Below are 22110 nucleotides of genomic sequence, written 5' to 3'. Positions count from 1 at the left end.
TGCCGCACCGCGGGTGCGGTGCGGTGTCTCTTCGCATCTGGAGTACTCCCCATGAAAAACGCATATCAAGACGGCCGCGTGCTGGACGTGACCTTGACCACCGCTGTGACCAGCGGCGGTGTGATCGCTGACGGCAAATTGGTGGCTGTCGCCGTCACCGACGGCGCAATTGGCGAAACGATTGCTGCGCACGTCGAAGGCGTGTTTGCACTGCCCAAGTTGGCGGCCGCCGTGTTCGCGCGCGGCGCCTCGGTCAACTGGGATACCGACACCAAGCAGGCCATCTCGGCTGCCGGCGGTGCCGGTGACACCAACAACATCGGCTATGCCATCGAAGCGTCCGGCAACGGTGTCGCAACGGTGCTGGTACGCCTGACGCCGGGCACCGCCACGCCGGTGGCCGCCTAAGCCTTACCCGCCACCGCACGCAGATGCCCGGGTGGCACGTGCGGTGGTGGTTCTCTTCAACCTGACCCCAAGGATCAGCACATGGCCCCGCCGCGCGGCGTCCGCAACAACAATCCAGGCAACATCGATCGCACCGGCGTGGCCTGGCAGGGCGAAGACCGTAGCGTGGCCGCACGCGCACGCGAGGCGCGCTTTGCTGTGTTCGATACGCCCGAAGACGGCTTTCGTGCCCTGGTCAAAACGCTGCTGACCTACCAGCGCAAGCATGACCTGCGCACCGTGCGCGGGATCATCAACCGCTGGGCGCCGCCGGTGGAGAACGACACCGGCGCCTATGTGCGCGAAGTCGCCAAGGCGCTGGGCGTAGAAGTCGACCAGCGCATCAGCGTGGAAGCGCCGGCAACAGCATTTCAGCTGGCCAAGGCGATTGCCAAGCACGAGAACGGCGGCAACTTCTGGGGCGATGCGGTCATCTGGGACGGCGTTGAGCTGGCGGGGATTGCCCGGTGATGGACGGCGGCGCCACGGTGGTGCTCAAGTCGGCCGCGCTGCTGGTGGCGACCAGCGCGGGGAGTGCGGTGGTCACTGAGGTGATCACCGGCAGCGAGCATTTGTTTCTCGGCATCCCGCAATCGTGGTTTCTGGCCGCGGTGGTGGGCGCGCTGGTGGGCTTGCTGCTGCTCAGCGAGATCGACGTGGGCAAGGTGTCCGCGCCAAGCGGCGGGCCAGGCGTGCAGTGGCTCACGCTGCTGCTCCGGGTGGGCCTGCTGGGGCTGTTTGTGTTGGGCTTCGCCTTGGCCGCCGGCTGGATCGTGGTGGCGCTGGCCAACTACTTTCCGTCAGTGCACCGCATCGGCATTGCAGTGAGCGGGCTGAGCGGCTCCATCATCAAGCCGATGCTGCCGCACTACTTGGCCGCGCTGCAGAAGTGGTCCGACCGGCTGGCCGGGCGCGCCGGAGGTGCTGCGTGAGCGTCTACCTGCTGAGCCTGGTCAGCACACTGGCCGTGTTTTGTGCGACGACGTGGCAGCTGCTGCACACCTTTCATGCCGGCGAGCGTGCGCGCGACCGCGCTGCCTGGGCGCTGCGTGGCGCCTGCTTCATTGGTCTGGCTGTTGGCATGTTGGGCATCTTTCTGCGCGACCTGGCGCAGCACACACCGGCGCCTTGGTACGTGCTGCTGGTGCGTGTGTGCCTGACGGTGCTGCTGATCTACCCGTGGCGCCGGCGGGAGAGCGGGCGATGAATATCCTGGCCTTCCTCAAGGCGCTCGTTGCGCTGGTATTCGGCTGGGCAGCTGACGCGCTGACCTGGCTGCGTAAGCCCGGCAGTCGCCTCAAGGTGGTGTGTGCGGTGCTCGCTGCGCTGCTGTCGATTGCCTCGCTCACGTCCTACCGCAAAGGCCAGCAGGTGATTGTGGTCACCCGCCAGGTGAAGCAGTGCCAGAGCGACCAAGTCGCGGCGCTGGAAGCAGCGCAGCTCAAGCGCGCGGAGCTGGAACGCAACAACGCCGACAAGGACGCCGCGCTGGCCACCATCGCCGCCAAGTTGCAGGCCGAGGCAGAAAAGCTACGTTTGCTGCAGGAGCGCAATGCCGGGCTGCGTGACAAGACAGACGCCGCGAAGGCCGCTGCCGACCGCAGCGCCAAAGCCTTCAAGCACGAATACGACCAACGCCCGGCCGAGTGCATCGCCGCACTGCAGGCGCTGGCCGCGGCATGCCCCAGCCTGGGAGGCTACTGATGCGCGCACTGCTAATCGCTGTGATTTCGGCCGCTGCGTTGGCTGGGTGTGGCAACAAGGCGGCTCGGGTAGACCCGGCACGTCCAATCGTCGTGACGCCGGCGCCAGCCGTGGTTGCAGTGCCGGTGCGTACCTATGTGCAGATCGAGCCGCGACTAACGCAGCGCTGCCCATGGGTGAAGAACGGCACGCTGGAACAGGTGCTGGACGTCTCGCGCGGGCGTAAGCGCTGTCTGGAGTTCTACGAAGCGAACCTGGGCGAGATTGAGCAAGTGCAGGGTACGCCGGCGGGCGAGGGCGCACGATGAGCCAGATCCGGATCGCGGTGGACGCCGACAACCTGCTGGGCCGCCAGTTCACCACGCTGGAGCGCGAGCAGCTGCCGTTCGCCATCGTGCAGGCGTGCAACGCCACCGCCTACGAAATTCGTGAGGTCTGGAAGCGCACCGCGCCGCGCGTGTTCGACCGGCCGGCACCGCTGACCATCAATGCGGCGATGTACCGCAAGGCGACCAAAGCCCGCCTGTTTGCCGAGATCTTCTTGCGCGACGAAGCCTTCAAGGGCACGCCGCCGGCGAAGTATTTGCGCACGGAAGTGGAAGGCGGCCAGCGCCGCAAGAAAGGCTTCGAAGTGCTGCTGCAGGCCAAGGGCTTGATGCCAGCGGGGCAGTTCGCAGTGACCGGCCGCGGAGCGCGCATCGACCAATACGGCAATGTGCCCGGCGGCCAGGTAACGGCAATCCTGTCGCAGCTGGGCGCGCAGCGCGATGCCTACCAGAATGCCAACACCGAAAAACCCAAGCAGCGCAGCAACGATCGCAGCCGCGCGGAATATCTGGGCCGCACGCGTCTCAACACTGTGGCGGTAATGCAGCGCACCGTGCGCCGCGGTGGGCGCTACTTCGCCCTGCAGCGTCAGCGCGGCAAGTTGGCGCCGGGCATCTATGAGCGCATTGGTACCGGCTTCGGCAGCGCGGTGCGCAGCGTGTTCGTGTTCACCTCGCGGGCCAGCTACACGCCGCGCTACGACATCTTCGGACTGGCCCAGCGCACCTGGGACAAGCTGATGCCGTTCTACTTCCACCGCGAGCTGGATAAAGCGATCCGCAGCGCGATCGCGAAGGTGCAGGCATGAGCCAGCGCGAGTTTATGCGGGCATTCGATGCGACCGCATTTGCTGCCTTTGCCGACGTCGGCTTGGCCGATGGCGCGCGCTATCAAGCGCCCGGTACGACAGAGGCGGTGCCATGCACGGTACAGATCGACCGCGATGTGCGCGACTTCGGTAGCGACCTCGCACCGGTGAGCACTGTCTACACGCTTGTGACGCTGCAGCGTGCCGAGGTACAGCCTGCCAAACGCGGACGCGTGCTGCTGGATGGCGAGACGCTGGTGCTCGCGGAGCGGGTGCGCGAGGACGAATCCATCAGCCAGTGGGTGGCCGACCATGGCTAGCCCGCGCGAACACCTGCGCGCTGCGGTGGGCAGCTGCCTGCAGCGCATCAGCGTAGCGAACGGCTACCAGACCGATGCCGGCGCCAGCTTGACGCTGGAGCCGGGCCAGGTCGACGAAGACGCCAATGCGGTGCTGACCGTATTGGTGGCCAAACAGCAGCGCGCAAGCGAGAGCGCACTGACGCGCACGCATCGTTTGACCACGGTAGTGATCGTCGCCAAGGCGCCCGCGCCGCTGGACACCGCGCAGGCGCAGCTGGACGCGCTGGTGGCAGACATCGAAGCGGCCATGGCCGACCAGCAGTTCCGCTACCCGACGGGCATTCAGTTCCCGCAGTACGTGTCCATGGAGCCGGTCAAGCCCGAGGCGGGCATGAGCTGGATCGGCGCGCTGCTCACTTACCAAACGCACATCCCCATTACCTGACGCCGCACGCGGCACCTACAAGGAGCACCCATGCCCATCAATTCCCCCGACTACAGCTACCTCGGTAGCGGCGAGCTGCACCTGCGTAAGCGCGGCGCGGCCAAGCCATTCCGCGGCGTCGGCAACTGCTCGGCCTTCAGCTTTTCGCCGCAGACCAACCGCATCAACCTGCTCGACAGCACGCAGCCCGGCGGTGGCAACCGGAATTCTGTCGATCGGATCACCGAGGTGCAGGTGAGCTTCACCATGCACGATTTCAGCGCGGAGAACTTCGCCGACGTGTTGCGCGGTACCGCCACGACCATCGTGGCCGGCAATGCAGCCGATGAGGCCGTGGTGGCATACAAAGATGGTGTGACCCCGCTGGCCAATCTGGCGGCCGACATCACCGCGGTGAAGCCGGTCATCGGTGATGCGGTGTACGAAAAAGGCAAGGACTGGGATATCAAGAACGGCGCGCTCTACGTGCCGGCAGATTCGAAGATCGCCATCCCGGCCGATGGCGCTGCCAACATCAAGGTCACCTACAGCTTCGGCGCGGCCGAGCGCCTACAAGCGCTGGTCAACCCCAACGAAGAGTACGAGCTGCTGTTCCTGGGCTTCAACGAAGCGCGCAGCGGCAAGAAGGTGCGCGCCCAGGCCTACCGCGTGTCCGGCGGGGTGATCGGCGAGCTGGCGTTGATCGGCGAGCAGTACGGCGCTGGCACGGTCACCGGCACGCTCAGCAAAGACACCAGCAAGCCGGCCGGCGTGTCGCAGTACTTCACCTGGGATGCGGAGAAGTGATGGACGACCTCGACGTGCTGAGCCCGCCGACGCGGACCATCAGCTACCGCGGCGAGCCGCTGGTGCTGTCGCCACTGACGTTGGCGCAGATTGGTCCCTTTATCAACGCTACGCGGCCAATCATCGGCCGAGTGCTGATCGCCGCAAGCCTGGCAAATGCTGGCGCCTCGATCGAGGTGGCCGCGCTGCTGATGGATGTGCTGGAGCAGGATGGGGAAGCGTTTGCGAAGGGCGGTGCGCTGGTCACCGGCAAGCCGCAAGACTGGATTGCCGGTGGCAGCTTGGCCGATGCGGCCACGCTGATAGAGGCGGTGGTGGAGCTCAACCAGGATTTTTTCGGCCAACGCCTGCCGAGCCTGATGCAGGCGGCAGGCAAGGCGATCCCCGCGATGGTGGCGACGCAGGCACCGCCGGGTGGGCCGACATCGTCCACTACCTCATCGCCCGCGGCCACCAACGCCGAGACGTCATGACCTACACCCTGGCGCAAGCCAGGGCGTTCGCGGCTGCTGCCGCCCGCGATGAGCGCACGCAGCAACGCCAGCAACAAGCGGCAACGGCCGAAGCCGTGCGCATGGCGATGGGCGCCGAGCCTGCCGCCTTTACCAAGTACCTCAACGACCTGATCAGGTAGATGGCCGAACCTTCTGCAAACTTGCGCGTCCGCATCAGTGCGGACGTCAACGACATCAAGCAGGGCCTCGCATTGCTGCGCGGGCAGCTGGCCGACGTGCGCAAGCAGGCGGGCACCCCCTTGCCTGCAAACGACCCGATCAAGCAGCTAGGTATTTCTGCCGGGCAAACCAGCAATGCCATGCGCCAGTTGCCGGCGCAGTTCACGGACATCTTTACTAGCCTTCAAGGTGGCATGCCCTGGTTCACGGTGCTTGTGCAGCAAGGTGGCCAGATCAAGGACAGCTTCGGTGGGGTGGGGCCTGCACTGTCTGGTGTGTCGACTGCCTTGGTGGGCATGTTCAATCCGCTCTCGATCACTGCGGTGGCTGTGGCAGCCGTGGCGCTGGCATGGAAGCTGGGTAGCGATGAGGCCACCGCCTACCAACAGGCGCTGATCCTGACGGGCAACCAATATGGGCAGACAGCCGCACGCCTCGCCGAAGTGGCTGCCCAGATGGATGGCATCGCCGGTGTGACAACCTCCAGTGCCGCAGCTGCCCTGACGCAGGTCGCGGCAACCGGCAAGTTCACTGCCGAGCAGCTGGAGACAGTGGCGATCGCTGCCGAGACGATGCGCGCCGGCACGGGCAAGGCAGTGAATGAGACGGTCGCCGAGTTCGCCAAGATCAAGGCCGACCCGGTCGCTGCGTTGCTTGAGCTCAACGAGACGATGCACTTCCTGGACCAGACCCAGCTGGCCAACATCAAGACGCTGATCGAGCAGGGCAACCAGGTCCAGGCAGTCGCGGCGGCGTTCAAGATCTACGCCGACACGCTCAAGGATCGGGCGGCCGATGTGCAGGAAAACCTGGGCTACATGGAACGCGCTTGGCGCGCGGTCAAAGGTGTGGCCTCTGACGCGTGGGACACCATGCTCGGCGTTGGCCGGGCTGACACCGCAACGGAGAAGATCAAGCAACTGCAGTCCAACATTGACGGCATCAACCGCGGCAGTGGGGTCTATCAAGATCTGAGTGATGCCAACCGCACCAGGCTGGTCAAGCAATTCCAGCAGCAGATCGATGACCTGCAGAAGGCGGCCAACAAAAAGCCGGTCAAGGTCATCATGGCTGGCATCTACTCAGAGGTGGACAGCAAGCAAGAGCAGGCGCGCACCAAGTTCCAAGAAGAGGGTGTGCAGTATCTGAGCAAACAGGCACAGCTCGAAGAGCGTATTAAGGACATGCGCACCCTAGCTGCGCAGGCAGGAATCACCGACACCAAGGTGCTACAGCAGCGCGAGCGTGCAATGCGTGACACCGCAGCTGCAGCCGGTGCAAAGGGCGCGGCGAGCCTCGCAACTTCTGGCCGATCGGCTGGGCTGCAGACACTCAAGGATGCGCTGACCACCGAGCAGGCGCAGATCGCAACCAGCACCAAGGTGTTGCAGGCCCAATACCAGGCGCGCGAGCTGTCGGCCGAGACCTACTACCAACGCCTGCGCGAGCTGACCGAGCGCGGCACCAACACAGAGGCGCAGTCCCTGCAGAAGCAGATCGACTATCTCAAGGGCCGCAATGTCACGGGCAAGGATGCGATCGACATCGGCAAGCAGGTCGGCGAGATGGAGGCGCAGCTGAAGAAGGTGCGTACCGAGGGCGCCGCCAAGCTGGACGTGCTGGCAGCCGACGAGCGCAAGTTGCTGAAACAGCGTGAGGACGCACTGTCGTCCTACAAGGCTGCACTTGATGCGAGCACTGGCGCGCTGCGCGAGGAAATGGACGCCATGGTCGCCCGTGTGGGCTCCGGCGATCGCGAGTTCGAGATCCAGCAGCGGCTCAATGAGGTGTATCGCGAGCAGGCGCAGCGGCTGACTGAGCTGGCCCTGCTCAAGCGCGTGGGCACGATCGATGAGCAGACCGCAGCCGCTGAAGAACAGGCCGTGCGCGCGGCAACCGAGCGCCGCGTGCAAGTGATTCGCGACGGTTACGTGCGCATGTCTGATGCGCAGGCAGATTGGGGCAGGGGCGTGTCGGCCGCGTGGGCGAACTATCGCGACGGAGCCAGCAATGCGGCGGGTGCAGTGGAAAGCGCGACGACCTCGGCGCTGACCTCATTCGAGGACATGGTGGTCAAAGCGACCGGTAACGGCAAGGTCAGCTTTCGAGACATGGCCAACTCGATCATCGCCGACTTTGCGCGGATCACGGTGCGCAAGGGAATCACCAGCCTGCTGGGCGGCGTGTTCGGCGGCGGCCAAGTCGGAGCCGTGCAGCGGGAGCCGATTCCGCTGCAGGGCTGGGACACCGGTGGCTATACCGGGCCGGGCGGCAAGTTTCAACCGGCCGGTGTCGTGCACAAAGGCGAGGGCGTGCTGAGTCAGCGCGATATCGCGTCGATCGGTGGGCCGGGTGCATTTCTTGCGTTACTCAACACCATTCGCAGTGGTCGTGGCTATGCCGATGGAGGACTCGTAGGCAATGCAGTCGCACCCTCAGGCCGGAGAGCGAGCGGTGTCAGCGTCGAGATCCAGAACTTTACTGGGCAGCAGGTAAGTCAGGAGCGACAGACCCAGCGGATGCCCAATGGTGATGAGTTGGAGAGAGTGATTGTGAAAATCGGCGCGCGCAATATTGCGCAGGGCGGCGAAATGGCCGGAGCAATGAAAAGCCGATTCGGCTTGCGTGAGCAGGTGTGATGGCGAGTTTTCCTGCCTATGCGGGTGTGCTGTATGACAGCGTGCGCACCTCGTTCGACCCGTCCGTTGAGCGTACTGAAATGGAACGAGGGGTCCCAAAGCAGCGAGTCCTGAATAGCCAGGTACTGATAAAGCTCGCGATGACGCTCGACTTTGCTAACCCGGCTGATGCGGTCAGGTTTGAGAATTGGTACTTCGATGAAATTCATCGAATTGATTGGTTTGATTTTTCCCATCCATTGACCGGGGCGCTAGTGCAGGCGCGCTTTGAGGGCGGTGCGCTCGGAGAGTTGCGGCCAGCCGAGGGCGCGGATAGGCCGTGGCAACAAGATGTGGTGCTGGAGTATCTGCGATGAGCTTCGCCGAAAACCGTCAGCGGGTAACCGAGCCGAGTGGCGTGCTGTTGTTTCTGGAGGTGCGCGCCAACAGTTTCACGGATGTGTTGCGCTTGGTTAACGATACGCAGAACTGGACGAGCAACGGTGTCGAATATATCGGCGTGCGCTTCGGTTTCAAGCTGCCTGACGACACTGCTGGGCAGGTGCCGCGTGCCGTGCTGATCATTGACAACGTTGGTCGCAGCATTACCGAAGACCTGGAAGCGCTGCAACCCAACGAAATGGTCAGCGCCAAGTTGATGATCGCCGACAAGGCTGCGCCTAGTGTGATTGTGCAGACACTCAACCTGCCGATGACCAGCGTCAGCGTAAATTCTGCCTCGGCGACCGCGCAGTGTGGCGTGGACTTTCTCATGCGTCAGCAGTCGGTTCTGCTGCGCTACACGCCGCACCTGACGCCGGGAATCTTCTGATGCGTCTGGCTGATGTTGAGCGATTCGTTGGCATTCCCTATGACGCACAGAGCTGTGACTGCGCCGATCTCGTCGTGCTTGTGCAGCGCGAGCTGTTCGGACGCGAGGTGCTGCTTCCCAATGGTCGGCCCCGTGGCGTGCGCGGGCAGGTGGCGTTGGGTGAGCTGTCCAAGGCCTACGGCATTCGCACAGTCACGCCCCGCGATGGCGATTTGGTGGTGATGTACGAAGGCGGCCGGCCGGCGCATGTCGGAGTGTATTTCTGGCTGGCTCATGAGGGCCACTGCCTCCACAGCAATGAGAAGAATGGGTGTTCTGTGATCCATAAGGTTCGTCAGTTGGCCGAGTTTGGCGCACCGGTGGAGGGAATCTACGCATGGGCGTGATGGAGATACTGCCGGGGCACAGTCGGCTGGTGTGCACCCCGCATCCAGTCGTTCTCGATGGGCAGACCAACCTAGCGGCGAAGATTGAGGATGGCGAGACGCTTGGCAGCTTCCTGCGGCGGAACGTCCCTGACTGGACGCGCGATGCTTGGGAAGTGCGCATCAATGGCGTGCTGGTGCCTGTAGCGGTCATGGAGCGTGTGCGGCCAAAGGATGGCACCCTGATCGAGGTGCGCGGCGTAGTGCGTAAGCAGGCGCTGTATATCGTGGCCATGGTCGCGCTAACCTACTTCACATTCGGCATCGGTACGGCCGCAGGCTGGGGCGCTGGCGCAGCGGCTGGTGCATTCGGAGGCGGCATCGCGGGTGCGATCTTCGCTTCTGCTGTGTTTGTGGCCGGGTCCATGTTGATCAACAAGGTTCTGGCGCCAAAGGCCGAATCCAGCTCAAAGCAGGAAGCCGATTCGGTATACAGCATCGGCTCTGCCCGAAACCAGCCTCGCCAGTACCAACCGCTGTCGCTCAACTTCGGCACGGTGCGTGTTACGCCGGATGTGCTCACCAACGCTTATACCTGGTACGAAGGTAACGACCAGTACGTGGGGCTCGTGCTCACGCCTGGCATCAACGCGTCCAGTGTCGAGGCGCTTTATCTGGGTGATGCGCTGCTTTCGTCTTACGAGGGGGTTGCCACATGGTTCAGCGGCTTCTCCGGCATGCCGGAGCAGACCATCCCGCTCTACAGCAACGTAGACACAGTGGACGGTGGCGTGCTGTCGAACACCACCGCATGGGTGACGCGCACCACCAGCGCCGACACCGTGCGCATCCAGGTCAACCTTGAGTACATCCTGGGTGGCGTCGGCACCTCTGGCAAGCCGTATCAAGTGGGTGAAACTGTCGAAGTCCAGTACTGCCCGGCGGGCACATCGCGGTGGACCTCGCTGATGACGCGGACCTTCCAGAGCAAAGATCTTGCTACGACAAGGCGCGCTACGCTGGCGCAGGATGTTGCACGTGGGCAGTACGATGTGCGCGCCCGGATCTTGGGACAGGGTAACTACTCGGGCTCAAACACCCAGCGCAACGATTTTCAGTGGACCACGCTAAGCAGCGTCCAGGCCGACGATACGCTGTACCCAGGTATTCCGCGCATCGGCATTCGAATGAAGGCTACAGGTCAGCTCAACGGCGCGCCGGACGAAATTCGTTGCGTCGTCCATACCAAGGCGACCGATGTGTGGACCGGATCCGCCTGGGTGCAGCAGGAAACCTCAAACCCAGGCGCACAGATCCTGCGCCTTGCCAGAGGCTTGACCGATCCGAGTGGCAAGCGCATCGCCGGTATTGGTCTAAGCGACGACATGATCGATGTGCCAGCGCTTCAGGCGTTTACCCTTCACTGCGCGGCCAACGGCTACACCTACAACTATTGCATCAAGGACCCTCGCAGCCACGACGAGATGCTAAATGCGCTGGCCCTGGCTGGGATGGGTCAAGTTACGTGGGCGGGTGGAAAGTTGTCCGTCGTGTGGGCAGCCGATGAGCAGCCCCTGGGTGGCGTTGTCAATATGTCCACGATCAAGAAAGGCCAGTTCCAGGTGGACTACACCTTGGCTGAGGCTGCAGACGGCGTTGAGTACAGCTATTACGACAGCACAACCTGGGAAACCAAGACGCTTCGGGTCGCCGCGCCGGGCGTGGTCACAATGCTCAACCCGGCAAAATTGACTGGCGAGGGCATTACCAGCGAGGCGCATGCGGCTGAGATGGCGCGCTATCACCTAGCGCAGTCGCTGTATCAGTACAAGGACATTAGCTACAGCACCGACTTGGAGCACCTTAGTTACCGTCGGCTCACACCGCTCGCTCTGCAGCACGACATGACCCAGTGGGGGTACGGTGGTCGCGTGCAGGCTGCGGTGAACTTGGGTGGCATCGTGACGCTAACACTGGACGAGGCAGTGCCTGCGCCCCCCGCTGACAATGCATTCATCGGTCTGCGGATTCCTGGCGAGCAAGTCTACCGCGTATTTGGAGTGAGGCTTTTCGGTGGTCTGTCCAACACTCTCACGTTGAAGGAAGTTTGGCCTAACGACGCTGCGTTGCCGGGCGATGATGCGTTCAATCCAGCGCATGACACCATCTGGATCTACGACTTCAAACAGACGCCTGGCTACCGCGTTCGGGTTGTCGGGATCCAGCCGGAGAGCGACCTTCGGGGGGCTAGCGTATCGGTGGTAGCCGAGCCGCCGGAGTTCTGGGTCTACGTCAAGACAGGGCAGTACATTCCACCCCCGAATCAATCGCTCCTAACTACTCGACCGATCGCGAGCAACCTCAAAATCAGCGAGTCGCAGGTGGTGCAGGGCGACACGGTGTACACCGAACTGGTTGCAACCTTCGACATCACGGGGCCAGTCGGTCGCACAATCGTCATGTCCGACCTTGACGGAAACTCAGAGCTCGAGCTGGTTGCAGACACGATCACACGCACAGCGCGGTGGCGCATCCCTGGTGCTGGGACGTATCCAATCCTGGTTAGGCCGATGAATCCTGACGGCTTCCCGGGAGTTTCCGTTAGCGGCACGTACACAACCACCGGTGCCGGCTCTGCGCCGATCAACGTGGATACACTCACCATCGACGAGCTATCCGGAGGCATTCGCCGATATTCGTGGGCCTTCAATGCAAACACGATCCGCTCGCCTGATTACACGGGTGTGCAAATCCGCTACATCGCCGGCAGCGTAGCCAACCCGAATTGGTCCGCGATGACGCCGCTGGGTGACAACGATGGTTACCACGCATCGGCGTTTGAATCGACCCTGCCGGAGGCAGGCAGCTGGACGTTTGCTATTCGTGCAATGAACACCAGCGGCAATCTGTCCAACACCATGCTCACGGTGCAGAAGGCGCTGACGAACAACCTTGGCCAGGAGTTGGTGCAGGTTGTGCAGAAGCTGACCATCAATGAGCAGCGCCTGGTCGAGACGATCGAGCAAGTGGATGAGCAAGCCGAGTCGATCATCCAGCAGGAAATCAACATCGCCCATATCAACGGCCGGGAGGTGCAAAACCGGGCGTACATCTCTGCGCTGCAGGAAACCTCAGTGACCGAGGAGGGCGCGGCCGCGCTGGTCCGGGAGCAGGTGGCAGCGGCCACGGGTGACCTACGCGCCACCGTGCAGCAGACCTCCGAGGCGGTCACGAACATCAACGGCACGCTCTCGGCCTATTACAACGTCAAGGTGCAGACAACGATCGATGGCAGGCCATATTTGGCCGGCATCGGCGTGGGCGTGGATGGCAGTGGCGGGGTGGCGCAGAGCGAGATCGTGATGCTGGCCGATCGCCTGGTGCTGCTGAATCAGACGGTAAACGGGCAGTACTTCTACCCGTTCGAGATCGTCGGCGGGGTGGCTTACTTCAACGCCGCAATGATTCGCGACGGCACGATCACAAACGCGAAAATCGGCGAGGAAATCAAGTCTCTCAACTACCAGTGGGATGGTGCCAATGGCATATATCGTGGTTGGCGTATTGGCAAAGACGGCACCGCGCAGTTCGGCGGTGACGTAGAAGTGCGTGGTGATGTGTCTGCGCGCAGCATCACCGGTTCCTTTGAAACCTCGACCGCTGTGAGCTGGACCGGTTCGATCAGCAACGGCGGTATCAGCCCGGTGTTCACGCTGGACCCGCCGCTTAACGCCACGCAGTCGCATCGGCCTGAGTTAGTGCTGGCCCTGCAGTTGAAGACCGGCGACGGGCAGGACGCTACCAGCTGCACGGTTACGCTGCAGCGCCAGAATCCGAACAACCCTGCGGAGTGGTGGAATATCACCAGCCGCGATTACGCGATCTTCAAGTTCACCAACGCGTCGATGGCTTTTATGTATTTGGACGACTGGACCGCGGTCACCAACAATTTTCGTTTTGTCATTCGACAGATCAACGGGCAGACGATCAGCCTAACCAACATCAACGGCCGTATTCGCGGCGCTCGCTAAGGAAAAAATATGGCTGACCCTGGCTATCTCAGCAATGCGGAGCTCGCAAACAAGCTCGTTGCGCTAGTGCAGAAATACAATATCTTCACCGGCGAGCAGGTCGAGTTCTTCACGACCGATCAGCCCACCGTATCGATCATCGTTGCAGATGGAAGCACGATCACGGTGCCATCGCTCAGTGCCATTTTGGCCGGAAGCGGAAGCGGTGGCATTGCGATCTTCGAATCGGTCGCCGAGGGCATCGCTGCGGTCGGCGACGGGCAGCTGTTCTTCGTTACCGTGGACTCTGGCAGCTATCTGGGGCTGTACCGAAAGTCTGGCCTGATTGGGGAAGAGGTCGGGCGCTACCCGAGCCGCGATGCCATCGACGGGACGGCTGTGCATGCAGAAATCGGCTCGGCGGTTGGGCATGCCGATGCGGTCATGCTGACGCCATTCAACGAGTTCGATCTGGATACGGTGCCCCAAGTGGATACAGCTGGGCGCGGCTTCAACACCGTGATGGACGAGATCATCAATAACGTGACGTTGGCCAACGCCAAGGCCAATTTTCATTTCACCGTGCGCGACAACTTGGCTCGACTGACCGGCGTGCGCACCGTCTGCGTCTGGACGCAGTGGTTCTCAGTTTGCAGCAGCCTTGATGGCGCAAACCCCGGCATCGTACAGCCTGCGATTAACGCTGATATTGCCAGCAAGCTATCCAATCCGACGCAATGGAGCGTTAGTGGAGTGGCCGCCGCCGGCGCACTGCAGCTGCAAGGATCTGCCGGCGGCACGCAGGACGACGGTGCGCAGGTGAGGGGCATGAAACATCTGCTGGATCGCGGCTACGAAGTGGGCTTTGTCCCGATCGTGCTCGGGCGGGTCAGCGGCAGCGGTCTGGCCGAATCCCAGTCCCTCGTTTGGCGCGGCTTTTTCCACTGGGCGAGCACCTCGCTGTTCTCGGCGTGGCTAGATAGCTACAAGGCCATGCATGCGCACTACATCGCGCTGTTTCTCGCAAACGGCATCACGCCGGCTTGGTGGTACCTGGCTTCGGAGTTCAGTGCAATCGAGAAGTCAGCGCCGGACGCGCAATGGGCAATGTGGGTAGCGGCCTGCGCTCAGATTGCAGCAGATGTGCGCGCCGCTTTCCCTGAGTGCCGCATTGCCTACGCTGCGAACTACACCGAGTACGGTGTGGGCACGGACTTCCGCGTCGATGCCATCTGGACGCAGCCGAATATCGACGAGGTTGGAATCGAGTGGTACTTCCGGTTGACGTCCGGCGTCACCGGAAGCGCCGAAAGCGTCGTCGCGGGACTCGCAGCAGGTGAGGATATGGATTACACCTACAGCACCTCGGACGGCAACCAGCGCAAGCTGAGTGGATCCAGCGGGCAGGGCAAGGCCCACGAGACCCGCACGCCGATCGACGCAAGCGCCGGCATCAAGAACACGGTGGGCTTTTGGCAGGGAGCGCACTACGTGCCGAAGCAGGCCGGATTCATCGCTCAGGCAAGCCCGCAGCCAGGTTACGGCCGCGGGTACGATCCCTACGGGCTGCCCGGCATGACCGGTAATGCGGTGGTGGCCGTGGCGCCTGGTGTGACCTATCCCGGTACTTCTGGCGCCCACTATCCGCCGACAGGAAGCTCGACCTATCTGCTATGCGACGGCACGGCAACTGCGGGCTATGGGCAGTTCAAGACACCGACCTTCAGCGGTGGCACGCAGACCGAGTGGCGGCTTGAGGTCGATTTCCAGGTCACGGCCACGCCCGCGGGCAACTATGCGCGCGTGCTACGGCTCGGTGGTGCAGTGGAGATCATGGCCGATGGCTCGACTCTGAAGCTCGGCGTCGGCCCAGATGGCAACCAGTACTTCGCCGACCTGGGTGCGCTCAACACCAGTGCGCACACGCTGGTAGCGTCGCTCAACATCGGCACCGGCCTGCTGACCATCGTCTATGACGGTGTGTCGGCCCAGTACTCGATTCCTGCCGCGCAGCGGCCCGCGATCCCCTCCAATGCGGATTTCGTCATCGGCGGATACAACACCAACAGCAACCTGATGCCCCTCAGGGCGCACCGGTTGCAGCTAACGTTCGTGCGCGATGGTGTGCGTTGGGGCGGGACGTTTCATTTCGACGATACCTACGCTGGCGTGCGGACGGCGTGGGTGCCCAAGATGAAGAAGATCTCCGCCACCGAACTTGGGTATGCGTCGATCGGCGGCACCTGCATCGAGCCCAGCCAGTTCGTCTACGCGGACCTGGGCAGCTCGGCGATGCCGTTACCGGCGATCCTCGACAGCACCACGCGAGCGATCTACCAATCATTCATTGCGAAGGGTTGGAAGCCAGCGGAGGTGTATGCGTCCTATGGAAGCAACTTCAATTACGCCCCGTTCGAGCAGTTCTATGCGCTGCGCGAAACGCTGCGGTACATGCGAGCCTTGCAGCAGCGGGGCATGCTCAAGTCGATCTGTCTTTACAATTTGGATGCGAGGCCAGCTGCAGCGATGGCTGCCACGCTCGGAGGTGCGCTCTACTATGCGGATGCGCCTATGTCAGTGTTCGGGCACTCGCTCAACGGCAAACTCGCGGGCGGCAGCACGCTGTACCACAATCGCATCCTTCAGAAGGGCTCAATCCTCTGAGGCAAGGAGCCCGGCAATTCGTATGGCTTTGCCGACGATGCGAGAGGAGCTCTGCAACAGCGCCCGATGGCACTGCGCCTGCGCAGAAGAAATTTCCAGGCGTTTGCCCAGCACAGCACAAAAATCCGATCAACGATACCGGCTACGTGACCTTCCAGACTGAGGATCGAGGCGCTACCCTGGGTGTGTTGGCTGCGTCGATGCTGATTCACTCGCGCTGGTTTACGTGATCCGATATCCCGGCGCATCTGCGTCACAAAAGCTGCAAGGCTGGAAGCTACACGCACTGATCAAGGCTGCGACGAACGCCGCCATTTCCGCAAGTCTGGCTCCCGCCAAGCGATTGGCAGAGGCCTAAAACAGGGCGCCGGACGTGCAGCTGTTACTGCACGCCCAGCGCCGCAACACAGGTGTTCTCTCCACCTGGCATTGGCCTAGACCCTGCGCCCTCGCGAGAGCGGCCGCAGTGTCGGCTACCGACATCGCAAAAGCTGAGAACCCAATGACCCGACCCATGATTCCCTGGCCGGGCGGCAAGCGCCGCTTGATCAAGCACCTCTATCCTCATTTCCCCGCGCACCAGACCTATGTGGAGGCCTTCGCCGGCGGTGCAGCCGCACTGCTAATGCGACCACGGCCTGCGCCGCTAGAGGTCCTCAATGACATCAACAGCGACCTCGTCTGTCTGTACCGCTGTGTGCGGCACCATCTTGACGAGTTCGTTCGCATGTTTCGGTGGTCGCTTGTGTCGCGTGAGATGTTTGAGTGGGCGCAGATGGAGCGCCCTGAGACCCTGACGGACATCCAGCGGGCTGCCCGGTTTTACTACTTGCAGAAGCTAGCCTTCGGCGGGAAGGTAGAGGGTCAGACATTTGGTGTCGTGGCGAGCGGTGCAGGGCCGCGACTGAACCTACTGCGTATAGAGGAAGAGCTGAGCGCTGTGCATCTGCGCCTCGCCAATGTCGTCATCGAACGACTGCCCTGGTACGAATGCATCGCGCGCTACGATCGCCCTGAGACGCTGTTTTACCTTGATCCCCCGTATTGGCAGACCGAAGGCTACGGTGTTGAGTTCCCATTTTCGGAGTACGAACGGATGGCCGCGCTCATGCGCGATAGTAGCGGCAAATTCATCGTCTCGTTAAATGATCACCCGGCTATGCGGAGCATATTTGCAGAGTTCGAAACTGTTCCCCTTCAGTTGAGCTATTCGATCGGAGGTGCGTCCGGTCGAGACAAGCATTTTGGCGAGCTGATCATCAAGTCCTGGAACGATTCTGGTGCGACTTTGTTTTAGGGGCAGCCGCAAATAGCTTGGTGCAATGTGCAAATGTGTAATTCGCGGCGATGCGTCTCAAGCAGTGAGACGGCCCGGCCGATACTGGCCGCATGGATAGAGCCGAACTTCGAACCCATCTGGAACACCTCGATGCCGCGGTGCAGCCGCTGCTGAAGAGCAGCCCCGACCGTTGTCACTTCTGGCAGGCCTTCGCCGGCATGGCCGACATCATTGAGGACGGCGCCGTCACTGGCGAGGATGCCCAATTCGTCTCCCGGCGGCTCGATGAGATCTTGGCTTGGCATGGCCTTGAAGACGCCGGCCGCGACTGCTGGAGGGCCTCCGTGTGCTATTCCGCCGAGATTTAGGCGATTACCGCAAGCTCGTACGCCACTACGGCGCCACCATGTCGCTGGAGGAATTCGCGAAGCTGTGGTTGCGCGAGAACGACGTGAAGCGGCCCAAGATCCTGGAGGCGATGGACGATGCCTTTCGCGCCAGCGGGGAGGGTGGGGCTGGCAACATTGCCGCTGAGCTGGCTGCCTGGATAGAACCGACCCAGGCATGAGCCTGAGTCGGTACAGCCGCAAAGGGTCCTTCCGTGCTAGCCAAGCACTAGGGGCCAGGCAGGGGGACCAGTGAAAGGGCTATCCCACCAGCAACTGCTAAGAGCGCTAAAGTGCTAAGAATTATCGAGTAGCCCCGCCTAGAAAAACTGGGGTGGCGCTGGATAGCTCGAAGGATGGCTATCGGAACCAATGCATAAAGAACGCATAGTGCAAGGTAGTACCAATTTAACTGATACGAGGAACCTTTACCTATTAGGTTGCCTACTTGTAAGAGAACCACGCCGCCAGTGAGGGTTAGAAAGGAGCGGATCGCAAAGGCGTTACTAGTTTGTATCTGAGTGTTCATATATTTACATCGCAACGATCTGACACACTGCCCCAGTCGGGGTGCTCGTGCATGCTAAATGGAAACTGCGGTCTACTGGCCTCGTTGTGTTTCCCTGCCACCTAACGCCCAGGTTGCTGATGTGCTCGATCATGCGCTCGCCGGCATCGAAAGATGTTTGATAGTTGGGATAGACATAAATGCGTTCGGCGTCGGTCCCGGTAACGTCGGCCTTCGTTTCAGGGATGAAGTTACCTGCAGCATCCTTAGCGCTGCCCTTCACATATGAATAATCCTTAAGGCTCCAATTCCATTCGACCTTAAAGTAAGAGCCGTCAGGGAACTGTATTATGTTAGTAACCACAAACGGGCTTCGTATGGCGCCGATATTAATAACGCTTGTCAAGTTGGAAACTGCGACTCGGAGCTGTTCGTTCAAGTACCAAAAAGGTCCAAGGTTATCCATGCCCAAAGCTGCCCGCGTCGCGGTCTCCCGATAAACCGGAGTTGTGACGGCATCCATCGCGGTCATGGGGCGTGTTGCTTCGGCTTGTGGACTAATCTTAGCTGTTACCTTCTTTGCTGCCGCAGCCGCAGCGATATTTATACTCGCTGGCAAGGTGCTTACGACGTATGGCGATCCACCATTTGCGTCGTAAACAGCAAGGCCCGCGGCGACGCCCTGCTGTTCGGCAGCAGTCAGGGCTACTTCCTTCACGATCAGCTGCCCTCCGGTAAGTGTCGTCATTCGGGAGTCTGATGTGAGCCGAACATAGTCTGCCGCAGGCATAGACATCGGACTTGGTGGGCTGCCCCCGCCGTTGACAGAGACGATCATGTGATATGCGGTTCGACGATTGAAATCCCAGAGATGGTGATCTCCAACCCCTAACTCGCGAGACTTCGTTTGCTTCTGTCCAAGGTTGCAATCATTGCAAATTGCGACTCCAGCGTAAGCTGAGGACGAGAAAGCGAGCCCCACTACTAGTGCCGGACCCACTACATACTTAATCATTGTGAACTTCCTTGCGTTTCCACGGAACATCATTGTTCCTGCATTCAGTGTGTGCGCTCAGGTGCGGGCGCGTCAAATGAGCGCGTTCGCGGTGTGACGAAGTGCACTTTCCTACTCCATTCGATGCGGACTGGATATGCGCAACGGTCATCGTTCCAGGCGCTTGCCTGCCGCTGACGGCTCACTTCAGTCATATTGACGCTGTCGATCAAACTCTGCCCGACGAAAGCCGTTGATGACTCAACCGAAGGCGTCTGAGCAGCGCCAGGCCGACGCCCAGTCGCAGTTCCTGCGACAGCTGGCGGTAGGATGTGCGACATGCCTCCCGATCCGCCCACCGTGCTGCGCTGCAGCGCTCCAAAGAGCCCAGCGTCATTGCTCCAGAAGGCCTGAAGCTGCCGGATGTGCCTTCCGGTATGAACTGGCAAAACCCGGCTTCGGCGAGACCATTGATAGGGGCGAATGGTATGTCTTGGCTAACGGTCCAGGACGTGCGGACGTACTCGCACGGGTTCGGTGAAACCAATCTGGCGAGGCCAACGTGTACCTCCCCATCCCAGGCAGCGCGTCTGTACCTGAGCTGGGACATATCCGATCGCTCAAGCCTTCGAGGTGGTAGCGCAGTTCGCACGCAACTGGTCGAAGTAGTCCATCTCTCACAATTTGCGCTCGGACGCATCGCTACGCTCCGCTTGTTCACTTTCCTCGGTTTTACCTGGCGGCTTTGGCCGGTGAAGCGACTCTGGCAGCAGGTTCGTGTATCGCTTGAGCGACTTCCAGTCGCGGTGCCCTGTGACAATGGCCACCTCGGGGATGCTGTAGCCGCTCTCGAACAGCCGTGACGCGCCTTCGTGCCGCAGGTCGTGAAAGTGCAAGTCTTTGACTTGCAGGCGCACGCAGGCGCGCCGGAAGGCGGCACCAATGCTGTCTGGCTTGTAGGGGAAGATCAGCGGGCCTGCCCTCTCTTGGCGTTCGATGATTTCGACGGTGCGCCCCAGCAGCGGCACCCGCTGGTTATTGCCGCGCTTCTCCAGCGGGTCCTTGCGGTCGCGGATCAGGATTGTGGGTTTGTCGCCTGGCCGGTAGTCCTCCCAGCGTAGGGCGACAATCTCGCCCATGCGCATCGCCGAATCGATTGCGAAGGGGATCAGATCCCGCATCGGGATGGACCCCAGGTTGAAACGGAAGAACGCAGCCAGCTCGTCCAGCTCCTTTGCCGTCGGCCGCCGATTGCGCTCCACAGGCTTCGCGATGGCACCGGCGCGGCGCAGCACAGGGCGCGCGGCTGCGACCACGTCGGGAATCGTCATGTTCCAAAGCGATCGGCCCGCTGCCAGCACCTCGCCCAAGAATCCGAGCTCCATGGTCATGGTGGCCGGCCCCGCCTTGCGCTGGCCAATGTGGGTGAGGATGTCCTGGCCGGTGAGAGTGCTCACCTCGCGGTCGCCGAGCGATTCCTCCCAGCGCTTGAGGTTGCCGCGCTTCGTCGCTGATATCGGCCGGAACTTCCCCATCTCTTTCACGTATCGGTCGATCAGCGCCGAGAGCGTCATGCTCTCCTGCGGCGGTAGCGTACCGCCCCTGATGGCGTCTTCCGTGAGGCGCGCCCAGTCGTCCGCTGCCTTCCTCCCGTTGAACGTCTTCGAGGCGGTAGGATGCCCTTTGATGCGCACGAGTGCGCGCCATTTCTTGCCCCGTTTCTCAATCAGTGCCACCTGGTGCAACCCCCTCTGCTTGGTGCAGTGCGGGTACATTACACTGGGAATGAGAGGGAAAAACAGGGACTTAGCGGGAGCTACATTGCACCGCAGTAGCACCAAGGATCACGTAAAGTGTTGAAAAAAAACGAAATCCGCCTTTCCGTGGCACCCATGATGGATTGGACCGACCGCCATTGCCGCGTCTTCCACCGCCTGTTGGCGCCATCGGCGCGCCTATATACCGAGATGGTGCACGCCAACGCGGTGATCCACGGCGATCGCGCGCGCTTGATCGGCTTCGATGTGGTCGAACATCCGCTGGCGCTGCAACTGGGCGGCAGCGATCCGGCCTTGCTTGCGCAGGCGGCGGCGATCGCGCAGGAGTGGGGCTTTGATGAGATCAATCTCAATTGCGGGTGCCCGTCCGACCGCGTGCAGGCCGGGCGGTTTGGCGCCTGCCTGATGCGCGAGCCGGCGCTGGTGGCTGAGTGCGTCGCTGCCATGTGCGCCGCCACCCGCCTGCCTATCACGGTCAAATGCCGCCTCGGCGTCGACGACGATGACGACCACGCGGTGTTCGCCGGCTTTGTCGACCAGGTGGTCGCGGCCGGCGCGGCGATGGTGGTGGTGCACGCCCGCAACGCCTGGCTCAAGGGCCTGTCGCCAAAGGAAAACCGCGAAGTGCCGCCGCTGAGGTACGACTGGGCCTACCGGCTCAAGCAGGAGCGGCCCGGCCTGCCGGTGGTGCTCAACGGCGGCATTACGGCCGTGGACACCGCACTGGCGCATCTGCAGCACACCGACGGCGTCATGCTCGGCCGCGCGGCCTACCACGACCCGTACGTTCTGCATTGTCTGGACGCTGCCTTGAACCAGCAGCCCGAGCAACCGCGCGAGTCCTTGCTACGCGCATTTCGGCCGTATGTGGAATCGCAGCTAGCGCAAGGTCTGGCCTTGAAGCACATGACGCGGCACGTGCTGGGCCTGTTCCATGGCCAGCCCGGCGGTCGGGCGTTCCGGCAGGTGTTGAGCGAAGGCGCACATCGTCCGGGGGCCGGTTGGCAGTTGGTCGAGCAGGCGCTGCAGCGTACCGATACGCGTCCCTGGCGGGTGGTCGCCTAACGTTGGCCCACTGTTTGCATTCCTGAACGGGCTGCCGGGTTATCGATGGTTTCGGGGTTCCTTGGAGCGGGTGCATTTGCCACAAACCCCCGCCCATCGTGGCTTCAAGGCCCGGCAA

General features: G+C 61.9%; 24 protein-coding genes. 22 read left to right on the top strand and 2 right to left on the bottom strand.

All coding sequences use genetic code 11. From position 1 onward, the window contains the following. The first annotated feature begins 51 nt into the window (after positions 1-51). From NX05_RS00650 to NX05_RS21335, 21 genes are all read left to right on the top strand, one after another. Positions 52-408: a DUF2190 family protein gene (locus NX05_RS00650; RefSeq protein ID WP_039437132.1), complete on the top strand. Its 357-nt coding sequence runs from the start codon at positions 52-54 to the stop codon at positions 406-408. Positions 409-489: 81 nt separating this feature from the next. Next, positions 490-918: a structural protein P5 gene (locus NX05_RS00645; RefSeq protein ID WP_039437131.1), complete on the top strand. Its 429-nt coding sequence runs from the start codon at positions 490-492 to the stop codon at positions 916-918. Next, positions 918-1379: a hypothetical protein gene (locus NX05_RS00640; protein WP_039437128.1), complete on the top strand. Its 462-nt coding sequence runs from the start codon at positions 918-920 to the stop codon at positions 1377-1379. Before NX05_RS00645 ends, NX05_RS00640 begins: the two co-directional genes overlap by 1 nt. Then, positions 1376-1654 (top strand): hypothetical protein, encoded by a 279-nt coding sequence (locus NX05_RS00635; protein ID WP_039437125.1) that lies wholly within the window; start codon positions 1376-1378, stop codon positions 1652-1654. Before NX05_RS00640 ends, NX05_RS00635 begins: the two co-directional genes overlap by 4 nt. Beyond that, complete coding sequence (locus NX05_RS00630; RefSeq protein WP_039437124.1) at positions 1651-2151, top strand: hypothetical protein; 501 nt, start codon at positions 1651-1653, stop codon at positions 2149-2151. Before NX05_RS00635 ends, NX05_RS00630 begins: the two co-directional genes overlap by 4 nt. Further along, complete coding sequence (locus NX05_RS00625) at positions 2151-2459, top strand: hypothetical protein (RefSeq protein ID WP_038896698.1); 309 nt, start codon at positions 2151-2153, stop codon at positions 2457-2459. Before NX05_RS00630 ends, NX05_RS00625 begins: the two co-directional genes overlap by 1 nt. Continuing rightward, positions 2456-3286 carry a hypothetical protein gene (locus NX05_RS00620; RefSeq protein ID WP_039437120.1) on the top strand — a complete coding sequence of 277 codons (831 nt, stop codon included), beginning with the start codon at positions 2456-2458 and terminating at the stop codon, positions 3284-3286. Before NX05_RS00625 ends, NX05_RS00620 begins: the two co-directional genes overlap by 4 nt. Beyond that, the gene (locus NX05_RS00615) at positions 3283-3606 is read left to right on the top strand and encodes a head-tail joining protein (protein WP_039437118.1); all 324 of its coding nucleotides are present in this window, start codon (positions 3283-3285) and stop codon (positions 3604-3606) included. Before NX05_RS00620 ends, NX05_RS00615 begins: the two co-directional genes overlap by 4 nt. After that, on the top strand, positions 3599-4033 hold the full coding sequence (locus NX05_RS00610; RefSeq protein WP_039437116.1) for a hypothetical protein: 435 nt from the start codon (positions 3599-3601) through the stop codon (positions 4031-4033). The genes NX05_RS00615 and NX05_RS00610 overlap by 8 nt, the downstream gene beginning before the upstream one ends. 30 nt (positions 4034-4063) lie before the next feature. After that, positions 4064-4819 carry a phage tail tube protein gene (locus tag NX05_RS00605; protein WP_039437114.1) on the top strand — a complete coding sequence of 252 codons (756 nt, stop codon included), beginning with the start codon at positions 4064-4066 and terminating at the stop codon, positions 4817-4819. Beyond that, the gene (locus tag NX05_RS00600; RefSeq protein ID WP_039437112.1) at positions 4819-5292 is read left to right on the top strand and encodes a hypothetical protein; all 474 of its coding nucleotides are present in this window, start codon (positions 4819-4821) and stop codon (positions 5290-5292) included. The genes NX05_RS00605 and NX05_RS00600 overlap by 1 nt, the downstream gene beginning before the upstream one ends. Further along, on the top strand, positions 5289-5453 hold the full coding sequence (locus NX05_RS24310) for a hypothetical protein (protein ID WP_164520521.1): 165 nt from the start codon (positions 5289-5291) through the stop codon (positions 5451-5453). Before NX05_RS00600 ends, NX05_RS24310 begins: the two co-directional genes overlap by 4 nt. Next, entirely contained in the window at positions 5454-8132 is a 2679-nt protein-coding gene (locus NX05_RS00595; protein ID WP_039437109.1) for a phage tail length tape measure family protein, read from the top strand. Beyond that, on the top strand, positions 8132-8488 hold the full coding sequence (locus NX05_RS00590; protein ID WP_039437106.1) for a hypothetical protein: 357 nt from the start codon (positions 8132-8134) through the stop codon (positions 8486-8488). The genes NX05_RS00595 and NX05_RS00590 overlap by 1 nt, the downstream gene beginning before the upstream one ends. Beyond that, positions 8485-8943, top strand: a complete 459-nt coding sequence (locus NX05_RS00585; protein WP_039437103.1) for a DUF1833 family protein — start codon at positions 8485-8487, stop codon at positions 8941-8943. Before NX05_RS00590 ends, NX05_RS00585 begins: the two co-directional genes overlap by 4 nt. Then, positions 8943-9329: an NlpC/P60 family protein gene (locus tag NX05_RS00580; RefSeq protein WP_039437100.1), complete on the top strand. Its 387-nt coding sequence runs from the start codon at positions 8943-8945 to the stop codon at positions 9327-9329. The genes NX05_RS00585 and NX05_RS00580 overlap by 1 nt, the downstream gene beginning before the upstream one ends. Further along, entirely contained in the window at positions 9320-13339 is a 4020-nt protein-coding gene (locus tag NX05_RS00575; protein WP_199285784.1) for a host specificity factor TipJ family phage tail protein, read from the top strand. The genes NX05_RS00580 and NX05_RS00575 overlap by 10 nt, the downstream gene beginning before the upstream one ends. A 9-nt stretch (positions 13340-13348) precedes the next feature. Further along, positions 13349-15982 (top strand): baseplate megatron protein TIM-barrel domain-containing protein, encoded by a 2634-nt coding sequence (locus NX05_RS00570; RefSeq protein WP_039437097.1) that lies wholly within the window; start codon positions 13349-13351, stop codon positions 15980-15982. Between the two features lie 502 nt (positions 15983-16484). Then, on the top strand, positions 16485-17279 hold the full coding sequence (locus tag NX05_RS00565; protein WP_053012819.1) for a DNA adenine methylase: 795 nt from the start codon (positions 16485-16487) through the stop codon (positions 17277-17279). A gap of 92 nt (positions 17280-17371) precedes the next feature. Next, positions 17372-17629 carry a hypothetical protein gene (locus NX05_RS00560; RefSeq protein ID WP_052239605.1) on the top strand — a complete coding sequence of 86 codons (258 nt, stop codon included), beginning with the start codon at positions 17372-17374 and terminating at the stop codon, positions 17627-17629. 38 nt (positions 17630-17667) lie between these two features. Further along, positions 17668-17829, top strand: a complete 162-nt coding sequence (locus NX05_RS21335; protein ID WP_230595240.1) for a hypothetical protein — start codon at positions 17668-17670, stop codon at positions 17827-17829. 351 nt (positions 17830-18180) lie between these two features. Here the strand turns inward: NX05_RS21335 and NX05_RS00555 are convergent, their stop codons facing one another. Together NX05_RS00555 and NX05_RS00550 are read right to left on the bottom strand one after the other, a co-directional pair. Next, positions 18181-18903 carry a hypothetical protein gene (locus NX05_RS00555; protein ID WP_017116144.1) on the bottom strand — a complete coding sequence of 241 codons (723 nt, stop codon included), beginning with the start codon at positions 18901-18903 and terminating at the stop codon, positions 18181-18183. A 923-nt stretch (positions 18904-19826) separates the two neighbouring features. Then, complete coding sequence (locus NX05_RS00550; protein ID WP_160113827.1) at positions 19827-20885, bottom strand: site-specific integrase; 1059 nt, start codon at positions 20883-20885, stop codon at positions 19827-19829. Positions 20886-21002: 117 nt separating this feature from the next. Here NX05_RS00550 and dusA point away from each other — a divergent pair, with 117 nt between their 5' ends. Then, the gene (gene dusA / locus NX05_RS00545; protein ID WP_039431667.1) at positions 21003-21992 is read left to right on the top strand and encodes a tRNA dihydrouridine(20/20a) synthase DusA; all 990 of its coding nucleotides are present in this window, start codon (positions 21003-21005) and stop codon (positions 21990-21992) included. Positions 21993-22110: the final 118 nt, after the last annotated feature.

The sequence above is a fragment of the Xanthomonas vasicola genome, from assembly GCF_000772705.2.
Taxonomy (GTDB): Bacteria; Pseudomonadota; Gammaproteobacteria; order Xanthomonadales; family Xanthomonadaceae; genus Xanthomonas; species Xanthomonas vasicola.
This window is presented reverse-complemented; position numbering and strand designations above follow the sequence as displayed.

Coding starts and splice junctions, on each gene's coding strand:
- NX05_RS00560 (WP_052239605.1), top strand. CDS start 17,372: ATGGATAGAGCCGAACTTCGAACCCATCTGGAACACCTCGATGCCGCG.
- NX05_RS00605 (WP_039437114.1), top strand. CDS start 4,064: ATGCCCATCAATTCCCCCGACTACAGCTACCTCGGTAGCGGCGAGCTG.
- NX05_RS00565 (WP_053012819.1), top strand. CDS start 16,485: ATGACCCGACCCATGATTCCCTGGCCGGGCGGCAAGCGCCGCTTGATC.
- NX05_RS00645 (WP_039437131.1), top strand. CDS start 490: ATGGCCCCGCCGCGCGGCGTCCGCAACAACAATCCAGGCAACATCGAT.
- NX05_RS00570 (WP_039437097.1), top strand. CDS start 13,349: ATGGCTGACCCTGGCTATCTCAGCAATGCGGAGCTCGCAAACAAGCTC.
- NX05_RS24310 (WP_164520521.1), top strand. CDS start 5,289: ATGACCTACACCCTGGCGCAAGCCAGGGCGTTCGCGGCTGCTGCCGCC.
- NX05_RS00630 (WP_039437124.1), top strand. CDS start 1,651: ATGAATATCCTGGCCTTCCTCAAGGCGCTCGTTGCGCTGGTATTCGGC.
- NX05_RS00580 (WP_039437100.1), top strand. CDS start 8,943: ATGCGTCTGGCTGATGTTGAGCGATTCGTTGGCATTCCCTATGACGCA.
- NX05_RS00555 (WP_017116144.1), bottom strand. CDS start 18,903: ATGACGACACTTACCGGAGGGCAGCTGATCGTGAAGGAAGTAGCCCTG.
- NX05_RS00590 (WP_039437106.1), top strand. CDS start 8,132: ATGGCGAGTTTTCCTGCCTATGCGGGTGTGCTGTATGACAGCGTGCGC.
- NX05_RS00585 (WP_039437103.1), top strand. CDS start 8,485: ATGAGCTTCGCCGAAAACCGTCAGCGGGTAACCGAGCCGAGTGGCGTG.
- NX05_RS00640 (WP_039437128.1), top strand. CDS start 918: ATGGACGGCGGCGCCACGGTGGTGCTCAAGTCGGCCGCGCTGCTGGTG.
- NX05_RS21335 (WP_230595240.1), top strand. CDS start 17,668: ATGTCGCTGGAGGAATTCGCGAAGCTGTGGTTGCGCGAGAACGACGTG.
- NX05_RS00595 (WP_039437109.1), top strand. CDS start 5,454: ATGGCCGAACCTTCTGCAAACTTGCGCGTCCGCATCAGTGCGGACGTC.
- NX05_RS00650 (WP_039437132.1), top strand. CDS start 52: ATGAAAAACGCATATCAAGACGGCCGCGTGCTGGACGTGACCTTGACC.
- NX05_RS00610 (WP_039437116.1), top strand. CDS start 3,599: ATGGCTAGCCCGCGCGAACACCTGCGCGCTGCGGTGGGCAGCTGCCTG.
- NX05_RS00600 (WP_039437112.1), top strand. CDS start 4,819: ATGGACGACCTCGACGTGCTGAGCCCGCCGACGCGGACCATCAGCTAC.
- NX05_RS00625 (WP_038896698.1), top strand. CDS start 2,151: ATGCGCGCACTGCTAATCGCTGTGATTTCGGCCGCTGCGTTGGCTGGG.
- NX05_RS00575 (WP_199285784.1), top strand. CDS start 9,320: ATGGGCGTGATGGAGATACTGCCGGGGCACAGTCGGCTGGTGTGCACC.
- NX05_RS00620 (WP_039437120.1), top strand. CDS start 2,456: ATGAGCCAGATCCGGATCGCGGTGGACGCCGACAACCTGCTGGGCCGC.
- NX05_RS00615 (WP_039437118.1), top strand. CDS start 3,283: ATGAGCCAGCGCGAGTTTATGCGGGCATTCGATGCGACCGCATTTGCT.